Source organism: Providencia sp. PROV076, from assembly GCF_028483405.1.
GTDB lineage: Bacteria > Pseudomonadota > Gammaproteobacteria > Enterobacterales > Enterobacteriaceae > Providencia > Providencia huaxiensis.
In genome coordinates, this window is sequence record NZ_JAMPRR010000027.1 from 1 (window position 1) to 17,190 (window position 17,190).

16 protein-coding genes are annotated in these 17,190 nt (G+C 43.1%); all 16 read right to left on the reverse strand.

Going from position 1 to position 17,190, the window contains the following annotated elements; genetic code table 11:
- Window positions 1-188: 188 nt before the first annotated feature.
- The 16 genes from cpoB to PSF67_RS16485 all read right to left on the reverse strand — a co-directional run bounded on the left by cpoB (window position 189) and on the right by PSF67_RS16485 (window position 17,172).
- The gene (gene cpoB, locus PSF67_RS16410; RefSeq protein WP_102138338.1) at window positions 189-980 is read right to left on the reverse strand and encodes a cell division protein CpoB; all 792 of its coding nucleotides are present in this window, start codon (window positions 978-980) and stop codon (window positions 189-191) included.
- Between the two features lie 22 nt (window positions 981-1,002).
- Window positions 1,003-1,500: a peptidoglycan-associated lipoprotein Pal gene (pal, locus tag PSF67_RS16415; protein ID WP_004909091.1), complete on the reverse strand. Its 498-nt coding sequence runs from the start codon at window positions 1,498-1,500 to the stop codon at window positions 1,003-1,005.
- Between the two features lie 44 nt (window positions 1,501-1,544).
- The gene (gene tolB / locus PSF67_RS16420; RefSeq protein WP_206275910.1) at window positions 1,545-2,837 is read right to left on the reverse strand and encodes a Tol-Pal system beta propeller repeat protein TolB; all 1,293 of its coding nucleotides are present in this window, start codon (window positions 2,835-2,837) and stop codon (window positions 1,545-1,547) included.
- Window positions 2,838-2,983: 146 nt separating this feature from the next.
- The gene (gene tolA / locus PSF67_RS16425; RefSeq protein WP_195698339.1) at window positions 2,984-4,078 is read right to left on the reverse strand and encodes a cell envelope integrity protein TolA; all 1,095 of its coding nucleotides are present in this window, start codon (window positions 4,076-4,078) and stop codon (window positions 2,984-2,986) included.
- Between the two features lie 51 nt (window positions 4,079-4,129).
- Window positions 4,130-4,552, reverse strand: coding sequence for a colicin uptake protein TolR (gene tolR, locus PSF67_RS16430; protein ID WP_102138335.1), 423 nt, complete (start codon window positions 4,550-4,552; stop codon window positions 4,130-4,132).
- A 17-nt stretch (window positions 4,553-4,569) separates the two neighbouring features.
- Window positions 4,570-5,253: a Tol-Pal system protein TolQ gene (gene tolQ / locus PSF67_RS16435; RefSeq protein WP_004256787.1), complete on the reverse strand. Its 684-nt coding sequence runs from the start codon at window positions 5,251-5,253 to the stop codon at window positions 4,570-4,572.
- Window positions 5,250-5,645 carry a tol-pal system-associated acyl-CoA thioesterase gene (ybgC, locus tag PSF67_RS16440; protein ID WP_004256789.1) on the reverse strand — a complete coding sequence of 132 codons (396 nt, stop codon included), beginning with the start codon at window positions 5,643-5,645 and terminating at the stop codon, window positions 5,250-5,252. The genes tolQ and ybgC overlap by 4 nt, the downstream gene beginning before the upstream one ends.
- 134 nt (window positions 5,646-5,779) lie before the next feature.
- Window positions 5,780-6,067 (reverse strand): cyd operon protein YbgE, encoded by a 288-nt coding sequence (ybgE, locus tag PSF67_RS16445; RefSeq protein ID WP_102138334.1) that lies wholly within the window; start codon window positions 6,065-6,067, stop codon window positions 5,780-5,782.
- Between the two features lie 5 nt (window positions 6,068-6,072).
- Complete coding sequence (gene cydX / locus PSF67_RS16450; protein ID WP_004909083.1) at window positions 6,073-6,186, reverse strand: cytochrome bd-I oxidase subunit CydX; 114 nt, start codon at window positions 6,184-6,186, stop codon at window positions 6,073-6,075.
- Window positions 6,187-6,197: 11 nt separating this feature from the next.
- Window positions 6,198-7,337, reverse strand: a complete 1,140-nt coding sequence (gene cydB / locus PSF67_RS16455) for a cytochrome d ubiquinol oxidase subunit II (RefSeq protein WP_102138333.1) — start codon at window positions 7,335-7,337, stop codon at window positions 6,198-6,200.
- A 13-nt stretch (window positions 7,338-7,350) separates the two neighbouring features.
- Window positions 7,351-8,919, reverse strand: a complete 1,569-nt coding sequence (gene cydA, locus PSF67_RS16460) for a cytochrome ubiquinol oxidase subunit I (RefSeq protein ID WP_102138332.1) — start codon at window positions 8,917-8,919, stop codon at window positions 7,351-7,353.
- 829 nt (window positions 8,920-9,748) lie between these two features.
- Entirely contained in the window at window positions 9,749-10,621 is an 873-nt protein-coding gene (gene sucD / locus PSF67_RS16465) for a succinate--CoA ligase subunit alpha (protein WP_102138331.1), read from the reverse strand.
- A complete protein-coding gene (sucC, locus tag PSF67_RS16470; protein ID WP_004909077.1) occupies window positions 10,621-11,787 on the reverse strand; it encodes an ADP-forming succinate--CoA ligase subunit beta in 1,167 nt (388 codons plus the stop codon). The genes sucD and sucC overlap by 1 nt, the downstream gene beginning before the upstream one ends.
- Before the next feature lie 132 nt (window positions 11,788-11,919).
- Complete coding sequence (odhB, locus tag PSF67_RS16475) at window positions 11,920-13,131, reverse strand: 2-oxoglutarate dehydrogenase complex dihydrolipoyllysine-residue succinyltransferase (protein WP_102138330.1); 1,212 nt, start codon at window positions 13,129-13,131, stop codon at window positions 11,920-11,922.
- A 14-nt stretch (window positions 13,132-13,145) separates the two neighbouring features.
- On the reverse strand, window positions 13,146-15,959 hold the full coding sequence (gene sucA / locus PSF67_RS16480; protein WP_102138329.1) for a 2-oxoglutarate dehydrogenase E1 component: 2,814 nt from the start codon (window positions 15,957-15,959) through the stop codon (window positions 13,146-13,148).
- A gap of 496 nt (window positions 15,960-16,455) precedes the next feature.
- Window positions 16,456-17,172: a succinate dehydrogenase iron-sulfur subunit gene (locus tag PSF67_RS16485; protein ID WP_004256824.1), complete on the reverse strand. Its 717-nt coding sequence runs from the start codon at window positions 17,170-17,172 to the stop codon at window positions 16,456-16,458.
- Window positions 17,173-17,190: the final 18 nt, after the last annotated feature.

The following is a 17,190-nucleotide window of genomic DNA, read 5'->3' on the forward strand; positions in this document are numbered from 1 at the left end:
CAACATTTCTAACTAAATTTCTTTTTGTATCTCGAGATTTTTGGCTAACCACATTCTCGTCTCAACGGCGGCCTATATTACTGATTTCTGACGAGGGTGCAACGATTTTTTTTAAAAAAAAGTTTAAATGCACACTTATCATACTGATAACCCCGAAATATTCGGTAATATTGCTTCGGGGCTATAAATTAAAGTGTACTCAGCTTTTTTTCGGCTAATTTTGAACCAGCACTGTTTGGATATTGTTTCAATACCTGTTGGTAAACAGCTTTTGCTTTATCTTTTTGTCCCTTATCTTGCATGATCAGCCCAACTTTATATAAGGCTTCGCTGCTTTTTTGGGATTTAGGATACTGCTTAACTACAGTGGCAAAATAAAAAGCAGCATCGTCTTTGCTACCTTTGTTGTAGTTTAACTGCCCCAACCAATAGTTGGCATTAGATTGATACCCAGACTTAGGGTAGGCTTTAATAAAACCTTGTAATGCACCGATTGCTTGGTCAATTTGAGCTTTGGATTTGCTTTCCATTGCTAATTTGACTGCCGCATTGTAATCATCTTTCTCATTTCCACCCGTATTGGCCGCTGCCGTAGGTGTCGTAGAGGAAGATGTTCCATTTGATGCGCTAGTGTCAGGTGTTGCTGTATCGCCTGAGGTTGCTGAATTACCACCGCCTGCATTGTCTAATTGCATGTATAAATCTTTCTGACGCTCAATGACTTGATTCAATTTGTATTCACTTTCTTGAATCTGGCCACGTAACATATCGATGTCGCGTTGGTTGTCAGCGAGTTGCTGTTGGATTTGATACATAATTTGACCTTGAGAGCTAACTGCTGTCTCAAGTTGGGTGAGGCGGTCTGTTGTTGAACCAGATCCGACATTGTTGATTGGCGCTTGGGCAATAGCGGCCCAAGGGGCCGCTACGCCAACCAATAACGACAGACCGACTAGTAATTGTCTGAAGTTACTGTTCATAATAGATAATTTCGCTTATCTATTAGTATGCAATGACTGCACGACGGTTTTTCGCGTAGTCTGCTTCAGTGTGACCTAACACAGCTGGTTTTTCTTTACCGTAAGAAACCAGTGAAACTTGGTCACCAGAAACACCTTTGCTTTGCAGGTACATTTTAACTGCATTAGCACGACGCTCGCCCAGCGCGATGTTGTATTCTGGAGTACCACGCTCATCCGCATGACCTTCAACAACAACACGTACAGATGGGTTGCTACGCAGGAATGCTGCGTGTGCATCTAACATTTCAGCGTACTCTGGAGATACGTTGTATTTGTCAAAGCCAAAGTAAACAGTGTTGTTTTGTTGCAGCTGTTCCATTTGCTGACGTGCCAGCTCTTCCGCAGACAGACCAGTGTTAGTTTGGTTAGTAGAAGTATCTACGCCATCTTGGTCATTGTTTTTGTTAGAGCTACAAGCTGCGACTGCCATGATTGGTAACGCGATCATCAGCCCTTTAAGCACTTTATTCAGTTGCATCGTTTTGATCCTTAATATTTTTTGCCACACATTATTATTATGCATCACAGATACGGCGACCAGGCAGGGAATTTAACCTGTCCATCGGTAGCCGGAAGACGCGCTTTGAAACGCCCGTCGGTCGAAACTAGCTGCAATATAGTCCCCAAGCCTTGAGAGGAGCTATAAATTACCATAGTGCCGTTAGGTGCGATACTCGGCGTTTCATCTAGGAACGTTTTCGTTAAAAACTCAACGTTGTTCGTTGCCAGATCTTGTTTGGCGACATGTTGCTGACCGCCGCCGGAGCTGACCATCACTAAGAAAGTACCATCCGGGCTAACATCAGCGTCCTGATTTTGTGTTCCTTCCCAAGAAACACGTTCAGGACTGCCACCATTAATATTGATTTTATAAATCTGCGGACGTCCCGCCTGATCTGAAGTATAGACTAAAGTTTGGCTATCTGGCATCCAACTTGGCTCGGTATTGTTACTACGACCATCGGTTACCTGACGAATTTGCCCACTCGCTAAGTCCATTATATATAAGTTCAAGCTGCCTGTTTTAGACAATGCAAATGCCAGTTTAGTCCCGTCAGGAGAGAATGCAGGTGCCCCATTGTGACGTGGGAATGATGCTACCTGACGAACTGCTCCTGTCGATAAGGTTTGAATGACAAGTGCTGAACTACCGCTTTCAAATGTAACGTAAGCCAGTTTTTCACCATCTGGTGACCAAGCTGGCGACATCAAAGGTTCTGGTGAACGGTGAACCGTAAATTGGTTAAAACCGTCATAGTCAGAAACACGTAATTCATATGGATACTGAGCGCCTTTGTTGACAACAATATAAGCAATACGTGTACGGAATGCGCCACGAATACCCGTCAATTTTTCAAAGACTTCATCACTTGCAGTATGCGCTGCATAGCGTAACCATTCTTTTGTTACTTTATATTGGTTCTGAGATAAAACAGCACCTGGGTTAGCCGCGACATCAACTAACTGATAGCTAACGACAAAGCTGCCATCAGCAGCAGGCTGCACCTGGCCCACAACCACTGCGTTAATACCTAACGCTGTCCACGCTTCAGGGATCACTTCAGAAGCGGTACCCGGTTGTTGAGGCATACGGCTTGGCTCAATAGGGTTAAATTTTCCGCTATTGCGTAAATCAGCGCCTACTATTTGGCCAACTTCTTGTGGTGGAGCACCCGCACCTGACCATTTAAACGGCACAACACCAATAGGTTGAGCTGAGTTAACACCTTCAGTGATCTCAATACGTATTTCAGCCTGAGCCACTGTCGCCCATAGCATTAGGAACCCTAAAACTACTTTAAAAGCCTGCTTCATTCTTATCTCCCTTACTGCGGATTATTTACTACCGCAATAATTCGCTGAATTTTAACAAAGGTATAATAACAAAACTAGATACCACACAAACTATTTATTCTATTGCCTTAATAATATCAATACAGACTGGTCTGAGTTATTGAAAATTAAGGTTTAAACACAACTGTGCTACCTGCTTTATTAAACGTATCATAGACTTCTCTGCTAGGTGGTTTAGGCATCGTTGCAAGTTTTGCTGCTCGGATTGCTGCATCACAGAGTGCCGCGTCATTGGCCGGGCTATTTTTTGGTGTAATACTCACCAATAACCCATCTGGCGCGAGCTTCAATTGAAGTTCACAAGTACGCCCACGGAAAGTATCTGAATCATAAAACTTACTTTGGATAGCCGCTTTGACTTTACCAGCATAGCTGTCCACATCAGCATTCGATGCGCCCGATTTTTTACCGCCGCCTTTTCCAGCTGCAGCTTCGCCACCTTGCTTGCTAGGGCCTGATGCCGTTAAATCGCCGAGTAAATCGTCAACAGAAGCGGCATTTTTTGCTGCCTCAGCTTTGGCTTTTGCTGCTTTTGCTTTCGCTTCTTTGTCAGCCTTTTCTTTGGCTTCTTTATCGGCTTTAGCTTTAGCTTCTTTTTCAGCTTTTACTTTCGCGTCCTTTTCTGCTTTTTCTTTAGCTTCTTTTTCTGCTTTGGCTTTCGCTGCTTCCGCTTCTTTCTGAGCTTGCGCCTCAGCTTTCGCCTTTTCAGCAGCCTGCTCTTTAATTAATTTCTCTTTTTCTGCTTTCGCTTTCGCGGCAGCTTCTTCGGCTATTTTTTGCTCTTCCTTCGCTTTTTTAGCCGCTTCTAATGCTATTTTCTGTTGTTCTTCGGCTTGCTTTTGTTGTTCTGCCGTTGCACGTTCAGTCTTTATACGCTCTTCTTCAAGTTGCTGAAGACGCTTTTGTTCCTTTTCTTGCTGCTCTCTGAGCTCAGCCTCTTGCTTTTGTTCTTGCTCTTTGCGCTCTTTCGCCGCTTGTCTGACGTTATTTTGCTGCCTTTGCATTTCTTCATACTGCTCAACAACCACGCCCGGGTCAACCATCACCGCATCGATGACAGTTCCCTCTTCCCCGCCACCACCAAGTTTGACGACGGAAACTAAAGAGCCTATAACAATCAACCCAATCAATAGGATGTGCAATACGATTGACATCACTAACGAGCGATTTAAGTTATCTTTTTTCTCTTTTGTCTTTCCCACTCTGGTATCCAAAAAAAGAATTGTGACTTATTCAAACGACAATAACCCAGCCTATATAGGCTGAGTCATCAAGCCAACTGATTTTATCCCTGCGCTGTGTAATATGTTCAGCGCTTTAATCACTTCTTCATAAGGGACTTCTTTTGCTCCACCAATCAAGAAAACTGCTTTGGGGTTTTTCTCTAATTGAGATTTTGCCTCTGCAGCAATTTGCTCTGGTGGTAGCAATTCTAAAACCTCACCATCAAGGCGCATGTTATATTGGCCAACCCCCGACACTTCTAAAATAATCGGTGGGTTATCACTTGATGATACGGTTTGTGTATCTGTTGCATCCGGCAGCTCAACTTCCACACTTTGAGAAATAATCGGTGCTGTTGCCATAAATATCAGCAACAGTACCAACAATACGTCCAGTAATGGAACTATGTTGATTTCGGATTTCAGCTCACGTCTGCGACTTGTGCGCGCCATTCGCTTATCTCCCCGTCTTATTTCTTATCAGCAGAGAAGGCTTGACGATGCAAGATGGCCAAAAACTCTTCCATAAAGTTATCGTAATTTTGCTCTAATTTGCTAACACGTAAGTTCAAACGGTTGAATGCCATAACGGCAGGGATCGCTGCAAATAAGCCAATTGCGGTTGCAATAAGTGCTTCGGCAATACCCGGTGCAACCATTTGTAATGTTGCTTGTTTTACCGCTCCCAATGCAATAAACGCATGCATAATCCCCCAAACGGTACCAAATAAACCAATATATGGGCTAATTGAACCAACAGTACCTAAAAATGGGATATGCGCTTCAACTGATTCAAGCTCACGATTCATTGAAATACGCATTGCTCGAGAAGCACCTGTCACGACCGCATCTGGTGCATGAATATTCGCTTGGTGTAAACGAACAAACTCTTTAAAACCAGAATGGAAAATTTGTTCGGCACCACTCAATTCATCACGGCGAGCTTGGCTTTCTTTATATAAGCGCGATAGCTCGATACCTGACCAGAACTTATCTTCAAATGCTTCCGCCTCACGCGTTGCCGCATTTAAAATTTTCGTTCTTTGAATAATGATCGCCCATGATGCGATAGAAAAACCGATCAAAACGAACATAATGAGCTGAACCAAAAGGCTCGCTTTAAGGAATAAATCCAGGATATTCATGTCAGTCACTGTTTAAACTCCGCGACAATAGACTTAGGAAGCGCAATCGGCTTCATTTTTGATGTGTCCACACAAGCAATAAGGGCATTTGCCCCACAAAGCAGGTTACCTTGCGAATCAACTAACCTTTGCTGAAAAGTGAGTGAAGCACGTTTCATTTCAATAATTTGTGTTTCAACTTCCAGCAGGTCATCCAGCTTCGCCCCTTTGACAAAATCAATTGTCATGCTTCGCACAACGAAGCCAAGGTTCTCAGCAAGCATACTTTGTTGATTGATACCTTTATTTCGCAGCATTTCGGTTCTTGCTCGCTCAAAAAAGGCTAAATAGCGTGCATGATAAACAACACCGCCCGCATCTGTATCTTCATAATACACGCGAACAGGCCAGCGAAATAACATAACAATCACTCCGTCTTAGGTTAAATTAATTAACGGTGCCACTATACGCAAGACAGTGCCAGTTTGGAATCACTTTGAAAGTAAAGATATCAAAAATAATTATGGGTCCATTGACCCATAATTAGCAATTAGAATTATCTAAAGACCTGAAAAAGTCCCCAAATAAGAATGATGGCAGCAGGTAATGGGTGAAAAATTGCACGAAAGATAACTTTTTGGGGTTTAAAACCAACACCAAAAATCATCGCGGTACACGTTGCCCATATTAATAATAACCCTTGCCATATTTGAAATGAGCTGGTCTTCGCAGCAAATAGGGTTGGATCCCACATGACTGCACCTGCTGTGACTAAAGCTAAAATAAGGATAAGGGCCCTTATCGGCCCCTTATCCAATAGCTGATAGGTTTTATCCACCAGCATTTTTATTACTCACCATCTTTAGCGGCTTTAGAGTCTTCAGAGTGCTCTAACGCTAATGCTGCAATCACTGCAAAACTACAAGCTAACAGCGTGCCGAGGATCCAGGCGAAATACCACATAGTTATGCTCCTTAATACAGTGAGTGCTTGTTGCCTTCGATGAAGTTTTTGTCCAAACGACCGAACATTTTGTAGTAACACCATGCGGTGTATGCCAGTACGATTGGTACAAAGATAATAGCAACAACAGTCATCACTTGCAGAGTAAACAGGCTAGATGTTGCATCCCACATGGTCAAACTTGCGTTTGGCATGATGCTTGAAGGCATGATGAATGGGAACATTGCTACACCACAGGTTAAAATGATACAAGCGATAGTTAATGAAGAACTCACAAACGCCCAACCATTTTTGTCTGCTTTACTAAACAGCATTGTGATTAACGGCAATCCTACACCCAGAGCAGGCAATGCCCACAGGATTGGGTAAGTATTGAAATTAGTCAACCAAGCACCTGATTCAACTGCAACTGTTTTGTTCAGTGGGTTTGACACCGCCAGAGTATCAATAGTTGAAGTGATAACATAACCATCAATGCCCATGACTAACCAAACACCTGCACCCGCAAACGCTAACAATGTAACTAACGCACAGATATAGGTTGCTTTACGCACACGTAAGTACAGTTCGCCAGTGGTACGCATTTGCAGATAAGTTGCACCTTGGGTAACAATCATCATTAAGCCAACGACACCCGCCAACAGACCATATGGGTTTAGCAGACCAAACAGGTTACCCGTGTAGGTCAAATACTGTTGGTTATCAATTTGCAGTGGAACACCTAATAACAGGTTACCAAACGCAACACCGATAACTAATGGTGGAACGAAACCACCGATGAACAGACCCCAGTCCCACATATTGCGCCATTTTTGGTTCTCCAGTTTTGAACGGTAGTCGAAACCAACCGGACGGAAGAACAATGCTGCTAGCACTAAAATCATCGCGATATAGAAACCGGAGAATGATGCAGCATAGACCTGTGGCCAGGCAGCAAACATCGCACCACCAGCTGTGATTAACCAAACTTGGTTACCATCCCAGTGAGGTGCAACAGCGTTAATCATGATACGGCGTTCAGTATCCGTTTTACCTAAAATAGGTAATAAGAAGCCAACGCCCATGTCAAAGCCATCTGTGACAGCAAATCCAATCAGTAATACACCGATAAGGATCCACCACACAAACCGAAGAACTTCATAATCAAACATAAGTGGCTCCTATTTACTGAACGTCGTGTGCAGAAGGGTTTTTCTGTTCAAAGTGATAGCGGCCAGTTTTCAGGCTGCTTGGCCCTTTACGAGCGAATTTGAACATTAAGAACATTTCAGCAATTAAGAACAGTGTATACAGACCACAGATCAATACCATAGAGAAGATCAGGTCATGAGTCGTCAAGTTGGAGTGTGCAACCGAAACAGGTAACACTTCACCGATTGCCCATGGCTGACGACCATACTCCGCAACGAACCAACCTGATTCAATTGCAATCCATGGTAGTGGAATACCGAATAGTGCAATACGCAGCAATAGTTTATTTTGACCAATACGGTTACGAACTACTGACAGGAATGCCCAGCCAATAATCAACAGTAATAGGAAGCCAACACCAACCATGATACGGAATGCCCAGAACAGCGGCCCAACGTTAGGAATACTATCTTTCACTGCTTTTTGGATTTGAGCTTCAGTTGCATCAACAACATTTGGTGCATATTGTTTTAACAGAAGGCCATATCCGAGATCTTTTTTGTTTACTTCAAATGCCGAACGCAGTTCAGGATCTTTATTACCTGCAAGAAGCTCTTGTAACTGACCGTATGCAATCATACCGTTACGAATACGAACTTCGTGCTGTTTCATTAAGTCTTTCAGACCTAATACAGGCGTATCGATTGAACGGGTTGCAATAATACCCATCGCCCAAGGAATCGAGATAGCAAATTTATTTTCTTGCTTTTCAGTATCCGGCCAAGCGATTAAGTTAAACGCAGCTGGTGGAGCATGGGTTTCCCACTCTGCTTCAACAGCAGCCAGTTTGGTTTTCTGAACGTCACCCATTTCGTAACCTGATTCATCACCAAGAACGATAACAGACAGAACAGCAGCAATACCAAAGCTTGCAGCAATAGCAAAAGAACGTTTAGCAAAAGCAACATCACGACCTTTAAGCAGGTAGTAAGAGCTAATACCAAGGACAAACATTGCACCGGTACAATAACCCGCAGCAACTGTGTGGACGAACTTAACCTGCGCAACTGGGTTTAAGACTAGCTCAGAGAAGCTAACCATTTCCATACGCATTGTTTCGAAGTTGAAATCAGCAGCGATTGGGTTTTGCATCCAACCGTTCGCAACCAAGATCCACAAAGCAGAGAAGTTAGAACCTAAAGCAACTAACCATGTTACAGCTAGGTGTTGTTTTTTGCTTAAACGATCCCAACCAAAGAAGAATAAACCGACAAACGTTGATTCTAAGAAGAACGCCATCAGACCCTCGATTGCAAGAGGTGCACCGAAGATATCTCCAACATAGTGCGCGTAGTAAGACCAGTTAGTACCGAATTGGAACTCCATGGTCAGACCCGTTGCAACACCCAGAGCAAAGTTAATACCAAATAACTTACCCCAGAACTTAGTCATATCTTTATAAATTTGCTTGCCTGACAGTACATATACCGTTTCCATGATCGCAAGCAAAAACGCCATACCTAGCGTTAATGGTACGAACAGGAAGTGATACATCGCAGTTAAGGCAAACTGTAATCGTGACAGTTCGACAATATCAAACATCTTGACTCCTTGCTCCTAGCAGGAAGACACCGACTTGCGGCAACCCAGCTTCCAGTTTTAAATACTTAGAAAGCCTCTTAACTACCAGCAAAAAATGCCTCAAAACAACAAAAAATTAACAAAATTAAAAGAACAAACGTTACCATAATAATAGTACGCTTATCTTCACACACAATAAACTTCTTTTACGTGACTCAGATTTGAATTCTGAATTTACATCAATAATTATACCCTTTAATAGAAAATCGAGTATTTGATCGAGCACCAATTTAAGCAATTTGAACAAATAAAGCCAGAGGCAATGAATTGATTTGCGTCAATTTTTTTCCTGTTGTTAATTGCTATACCTGTCAGTCAATTAATGGTTATTTACTTGTTAAATTGCTGTTATTGATAATGATATAAATGTTCTTAATTTTTCCAAAGATTAACAAAAAATATAATCATTGAATTAACGACTCGAAAAAAGAATATTTAATTTGTAATAGTATCTTATTTTAAACTTATTATGAATTTTATTAATATAGCCGTTTTCTCAACTAAACTGTTATATTGGCTTAATTGAATTACCGTCAATATTATAAAATTGATATGCCGCAATTTCGCTTTTTTTTGCATAAAGTGCTATTAGCACTACCCTGCTCACCTAAATTGCCTTTTTATTATCAATTTTCCTTCATATAAGCCTATAGAACGCACTTTTAAGTATAGACACACATTTCAAAAAACCGCATAACCCTATAAAAATATTTAAAAGGCATAAAAAAACCCGTGCTCACATGAGCACGGGCTTTCGTCTCTTACTCTTGCTAGTTGCCTAGCGAATTACTTATTTATTCAGCAGAGATTTGACTGCATCACCGATGTCTGCAAGGCTACGAACGGTTTTCACGCCAGCAGCTTCTAGTGCAGCAAATTTCTCATCAGCAGTCCCTTTACCGCCTGCGATGATTGCACCTGCGTGGCCCATACGTTTGCCTTTTGGTGCAGTTACACCTGCGATATAGCCTACAACAGGCTTAGTAACATGCTTTTTAATATATTCAGCTGCTTCTTCTTCTGCGTTACCACCGATTTCACCGATCATCACGATAGCTTCAGTTTGTGGATCTGCTTGGAATAACTTCAGGATATCAATGAAGTTTGAACCTGGAATTGGGTCACCACCGATACCTACACAAGTCGATTGGCCTAAGCCTGCATCTGTTGTTTGTTTAACTGCTTCATAAGTCAACGTACCTGAACGTGAAACGATACCGACTTTACCTGGCATATGGATATGGCCAGGTTGGATACCAATCTTACATTCACCCGGCGTGATAACACCAGGGCAGTTAGGGCCAATCATACGAACGCCTGCTTCGTCTAATTTCACTTTAACTGTCAGCATATCCAGAGTTGGAATACCTTCAGTGATAGTGATGATCAGCTTAATGCCAGCATCGATAGCTTCTAAAATAGAATCTTTACAAAATGGTGCTGGAACATAGATAACAGAGGCTGTTGCGCCCGTTGCTTCTACAGCTTCACGAACAGTGTTAAATACAGGCAGACCTAAGTGAACAGTGCCACCTTTACCTGGCGTCACACCACCGACCATTTGCGTGCCATAAGCAATCGCTTGTTCTGAGTGGAATGTACCTTGGCCACCAGTGAAACCTTGGCAAATTACTTTGGTGTTTTTATCGATTAAAATAGACATTATTTAGCCTCCGCTGCTGCTACTGCTTTCTTAGCTGCATCAGTCAGGCTGTTTGCAGCGATAATATTCAAGCCGCTATCTGCCAGTTTTTTAGCACCTAACTCTGCATTGTTACCTTCTAAACGCACAACGACTGGTACATTTACGCCAACTTCTTCTACTGCACCAATGATGCCGTCTGCAATCAGGTCGCAGCGAACGATACCACCAAAGATGTTAACAAAAACGGCTTTCACGTTTTCATCAGAAAGAATGATTTTAAATGCTTCAGTTACACGCTCTTTTGTCGCGCCGCCGCCAACATCTAAGAAGTTAGCCGGTGCACCACCGTGCAGTTTAACGATATCCATAGTACCCATTGCAAGGCCCGCACCGTTAACCATACAGCCGATGTTGCCGTCTAACGCAACGTAGTTCAGTTCCCACTGAGCGGCTTGTGCTTCACGTGCATCTTCTTGTGATTCATCACGTAGTTCACGGATCTCTGGTTGACGATATAACGCGTTGCTATCGATACCTAATTTACCATCTAAGCAAACTAAATCACCCGCAGTGCTGATAACCAGTGGGTTGATTTCCGCTAATGCTAAATCGCGTTCTAGGAATAATGTAGCCAGCCCCATGAAAATTTTCGCGAATTGACTAACTTGTTTGCCAGTTAAGCCTAATTTAAATGCTAACTCACGGCCTTGGAAAGGCATTGGGCCAGTCAGTGGGTCGATAATCGCTTTGTGAATTAACTCTGGAGTCTCTTCTGCGACTTTCTCGATTTCCACGCCACCTTCGGTAGATGCCATGAATACAACGCGGCGAGTACTACGGTCTACAACCGCACCTAAATAGAGTTCTTTAGCAATATCAGTTGCCGTTTCAACCAGAATTTGGTTAACAGGCTGGCCGTTTGCATCTGTTTGATAGGTAACTAAGTTTTTACCTAACCAGTGTTCTGCAAATGCTTTCACTTCGTTGATATCACTAGTGACTTTTACGCCGCCAGCTTTACCACGTCCACCTGCGTGAACTTGGCATTTAATTACCCAAGGGCCGTCACCAATTTTTTTAGCAGCATCGACGGTTTCAGCGACTGATGAACAGGCATAACCTGTCGGTGCAGGCATCCCATAACGTGCAAACAACTGTTTTGCCTGGTACTCGTGTAAATTCATGATGTTCTATCCATAATTGAGTCTGAAGAGGCGTTTATTCGCCTCCTGCAATTGTTACTGATTTAGCAACCCGCGAACGGGTTGCATCGGTTACTTCAGACCGGGCAAGTTGTACCCTGCCCTGTTATGTTGCTATACGTCCAGCAGTAAACGAGTTGGATCTTCCAGCATATCTTTGATAGCGACTAAGAAGCCAACTGACTCACTACCATCGATTAAACGGTGGTCGTAAGACAGTGCTAAATACATCATAGGAAGAATCTCTACCTTACCATTTACAGCCATAGGGCGGTCTTTAATGGCATGCATGCCTAAAATCGCGCTCTGTGGTGGGTTAATGATAGGTGTAGACATCAGAGAACCAAATACGCCACCGTTAGTGATAGTGAAGTTACCACCACTTAAGTCTTCGACAGTTAATTTACCGTCACGACCTTTAACAGCCAGTTCTTTAATTTTCTTCTCGATATCTGCCATGCTCATTGCATCGACATCACGCAGAACTGGTGTTACCAAACCACGTGGTGTTGAAACCGCAATACTGATATCGAAATAGTTATGGTAAACCACATCATCGCCATCAATAGAAGCATTCACTTCTGGGTAGCGCTTCAGTGCTTCAACCGCAGCTTTCACATAGAAAGACATAAAACCTAAACGAACACCATGACGTTTTTCGAATACTTCGCCATATTGTTTACGTAAGTCTTTGATTGGTTGCATATTGACTTCGTTAAAGGTCGTCAACATGGCGGTCGTGTTTTTCGCTTCTAACAGGCGCTCAGCAATACGTTTACGTAAACGCGTCATTGGAACACGTTTTTCGCTACGGTGTGCTAAAGGCGCTTGTGGAGCCGCTGGGGCTTTCGCCGCAGGTGCCGCAGATTTATTTGCAGCTAAATGTTTTTCAACATCTTCACGCGTTAAACGACCACCAACACCCGTACCTTTGATGTCAGCTGGATTTAAGTCGTGCTCTGCAATCAAACGACGGATCGCAGGGGTCAGAGCATCATTGCTTTCAGTTTCTAAACTTGCCGTTTGACGCTGTGCAGGTGTTGACTCTTGTGCTTCTTTCACTTCAGCAGGAATACCTGTGCTATCGCCTAAACGAATGCGACCCAGTAATTGCTTAGACAATACCGTTGCACCTTCATCTTCAACGATAGCTTCTAATACACCAGCTTCACTTGCAGGAACTTCTAATACGACTTTATCTGTTTCGATCTCAACCAGTACTTCGTCACGCTGAACACTGTCACCTGGTTTTTTATGCCATGTGGCAACCGTAGCATCTGCAACGGACTCAGGAAGATCGGGAACAAGAATTTCTACGCTACTCATTTTCTATCCTTTAATTATTCAATGTTCAAAGCGTCATTAACCAGGGCTTTCTGTTGTTCCTGGTGTACGGACGTATAGCCAACTGCTGGAGATGAAGAAGCAGCTCGACCTGCATAACGTAAAGTTGCCCCTGTTGGGATAGCTTCACGGAAGTTATGTTGACTGCAATACCAAGCACCTTGGTTTAATGGCTCTTCTTGACACCATACAAAGTCTTTTACATCAGTAAATTGCGCCAACGCTTTTTGGATATCTTCGTGTGGGAACGGATATAACTGTTCGATACGCACGATAGCCACGTCAGTTTGTTCATTTTTACGACGTTGTTCTAACAGATCGTAATAGACTTTACCTGAACACATAACGACGCGTTTCACATTTTTCGGATTGATATCATCTATTTCACCGATAACTGGCTCGAATGTACCGTTTGCCAATTCTTCCATGCTAGAGACCGCTAATGGGTGACGTAGCAGAGATTTTGGTGACATCACAATCAGAGGACGGCGCATGCCACGTAAGGCTTGGCGACGCAACATGTGATAAACCTGAGCAGGTGTTGACGGCACACACACTTGCATGTTTTGGTCAGCACACAGTTGCAGGTAACGTTCTAAACGTGCAGATGAGTGCTCTGGCCCCTGACCTTCATAACCATGAGGCAGTAGCATTACCAGACCACACATACGACCCCATTTTTGCTCACCAGAGCTAATAAATTGGTCGATAACCACTTGAGCACAGTTAGCGAAGTCACCAAATTGGGCTTCCCAAATAGTCAGTGCACGAGGCTCAGTAGTGGCATAGCCATATTCGAATGCTAATACCGCGTTTTCAGTCAGAACAGAGTCCCAAACATTAAAGACGCCTTGGCCGTTATGGATATTTTGCAGTGGAACGTAAACTGAACCATTTGTTTGGTTGTGAATAACTGCATGACGGTGGAAGAATGTACCACGGCCTGCGTCTTCACCGGACAAACGCACAGGAATACCTTCATCAACTAACGTTGCGTACGCTAAAGTTTCAGCCGCGCCCCAGTCGAGTAATTTCTCACCTTTTGCCATTTCGGCACGGTCGGTATAAATTTTCTCAACACGAGATTGCGCAACCACGCCTTCTGGGATAGTGCTGACTTTAACAGCCAGATCCGTTAAGCGTTTAATATCAACTGTTGATTTATAGGATGCATCCCATTCATGGTTTAAATATGGAGCCCATGTGTATGAGTTCAGCCCCATTTCACGGTACTCTTCAACCACACAGTTACCCGCATCTAACGCATCGCGATACAGATTAACCATTTCAGTGACATCATTAGCACTTAATACGTTTTCTGCAATTAAACGATCTGCATAAATTTTACGTGGTGTTGGGTGCTGTTTGATTTTTTGATACATCACAGGCTGAGTTGCACTTGGCTCATCCGCTTCGTTATGGCCATGGCGGCGATAACAGACTAAATCAATCATAACATCGCGTTTGAACGTGTTACGGAAATCAAGCGCTAAACGAGTCACGAAAGACACTGCTTCTGGGTCATCCGCATTCACGTGGAAAATTGGTGCCTGCACCATCTTCACGATATCTGTGCAGTATTCTGTTGAACGTGTATCTTTTGGATTTGAAGTCGTGAAACCAATTTGGTTGTTAATCACGATACGCATCGTACCGCCAACTTCATAACCACGAGCTTGAGACATGTTCAGTGTTTCTTGTACAACACCTTGGCCAGTTACTGCTGAGTCACCATGAATGGTAATTGGCAGAACCATGTTGCTGCGGCCTTCATCCAGACGGTCACGACGTGCGCGCACTGAGCCGATAACCACTGGACTAACAATCTCAAGGTGAGACGGGTTAAATGCTAACGCTAAGTGAACACGAGAGCCTGCGGTTTCAAAGTCAGAGGAGAAACCTTGGTGATATTTAACATCACCCGCGCTTGAGTGGTCTTTATGTTTACCCGCAAACTCATCAAATAATTCGCCCGGTTTTTTACCTAAGATATTAACTAGAACGTTTAAACGACCACGGTGAGCCATACCCAAAACAACTTCACGGGTATCTTGCTTGCCTGCGTGGTGGATTAAATCTTTCAGCATTGGGATCAGTGAATCACCACCTTCCAATGAGAAACGTTTTGCACCTGGGAATTTAGCCCCGATGTAACGCTCAAGCCCTTCAGCTGCCGTTAATTCAGCTAAGAAGCGTTTTTTCTCTTCTACTGAGAAAATTTTAGAAACATCAACAGACTCAAGACGCTGTTGGATCCAACGTTTTTCTTCTGTATTCGTGATATGCATATATTCTGCACCAATAGAACCGCAATAAATACGTTTCAGGTGGTCATATAGCTCACTCAGCTTCATGGTTTCTTTGCCAATCGCAAATGAACCCACGTTGAAGGTTTCGTTGAAGTCTTCTTTCGTCAGGTTGTGGAATGCTGGGTCTAAATCTGGAACAGATTCACGTTTCCAAAGACCTAACGGATCAAGATTCGCATTTTGGTGCCCGCGGAAGCGGAACGCATTGATTAATTGCAAAACTTTAACTTGTTTTGCGTCGATAGCTGGATCGCTAACAGAGGTGTGATAACGTGTAGAGTCTTTTGCTAAGCGGCGGAAGTAATCGCGCGCTTGGGAGTGGAATTGTTCACCGCTAGTGCCTAGTGCTGCACCAGGAAGTTGCTCAAAAATTGCTTTCCACTCGGCATCGACAGAGTTAGGGTCAGTCAGATAATCTTCATAGAGCTGTTCTATATAAGTCTGGTTCGCGCCTGCCAGAAAGCTTGAATCCAGCCAGTCCTTCATTACGCCGTTCTGCATTGTGATCCCTTAAGCTTTTAAAGCTTTAGTTTTCGCCGTGGTTAACTAATTGCCGCATTTAAGCGACCTCGATAAAGGTTCTCTTGGACGTGCTTTATGCATGTTCTCTCTTTGGGAGGCCCTTTATCAGTAAGGGTTTCCCTTTTAAGGAACCTTTAAAAACTGGCTGCGGTTTTTAAAGGCCCCTATGCTTGGGCTGTCGTCTTCATCTTTTGCAGTTGGCTATTTTTTCTACTTTTTACTGTTACTTTCTTTGCTTTCACTTTTTTACGCTTTTGTAATGACAACGTTTTAATAAGTACTACTTTTTATGGGTGACAATGTTACTTTCTGACGCCCTTTGTTGGTATTTCGTTTTCGTGCTTTTGTGAGCTTCCGCGCATTAAAAACCTATTATTGCTTTTACTTTACGCGTTTCTTTTTACTTATGTTTTTATTTTGTGCTATTTCTCTTTTAACCCACAGCACCTGAGCACTGTGGGTTAAATATGCATAATTAAGCGCTATGTTTTAGTAACATAGATTTAATATGACCGATAGCTTTCGTTGGATTTAGCCCTTTAGGGCATACATTGACACAATTCATGATGCTATGACAGCGGAAGACACTAAAAGCGTCGTTCAGATCATCTAATCGTGAATCGGTTTCAGTATCACGGCTATCAATTAAGAAGCGATACGCTGCCAACAAGCCTGCAGGCCCGATAAACTTGTCTGGATTCCACCAAAACGATGGGCAAGAAGTCGAACAACAAGCACACAAAATACACTCATATAAACCATCGAGTTTTTCACGTTGTGCAGGAGTTTGTAAATTCTCACGCGCTGGTGGGTTCTTGTTATCATTAATCAGATATGGACGAATTTTTTCGTATTGGGTATAGAACTGAGTCATATCGATAATCAGGTCACGCACAACAGGCAGACCCGGTAATGGACGAATGACAATTTTCTTCCCACCACGGATTAAAGCAGATAATGGCGTAATACACGCCAACCCGTTTTTACCGTTCATGTTCAGGCCATCGGAACCACATACCCCTTCACGACAAGAACGACGGAAAGAGAGTGTTGGGTCTTGCTCTTTGATTTGGATTAACGCATCCAGCAACATCATGTCACGCCCTTCAGGAACTTCTAGCGTGTAATCTTGCATACGTGGTGCGTTGTCCACATCAGGATTGTAGCGATAAATCGAAAATTGTAATTTCATAGTTTATTTCTCCGCAAC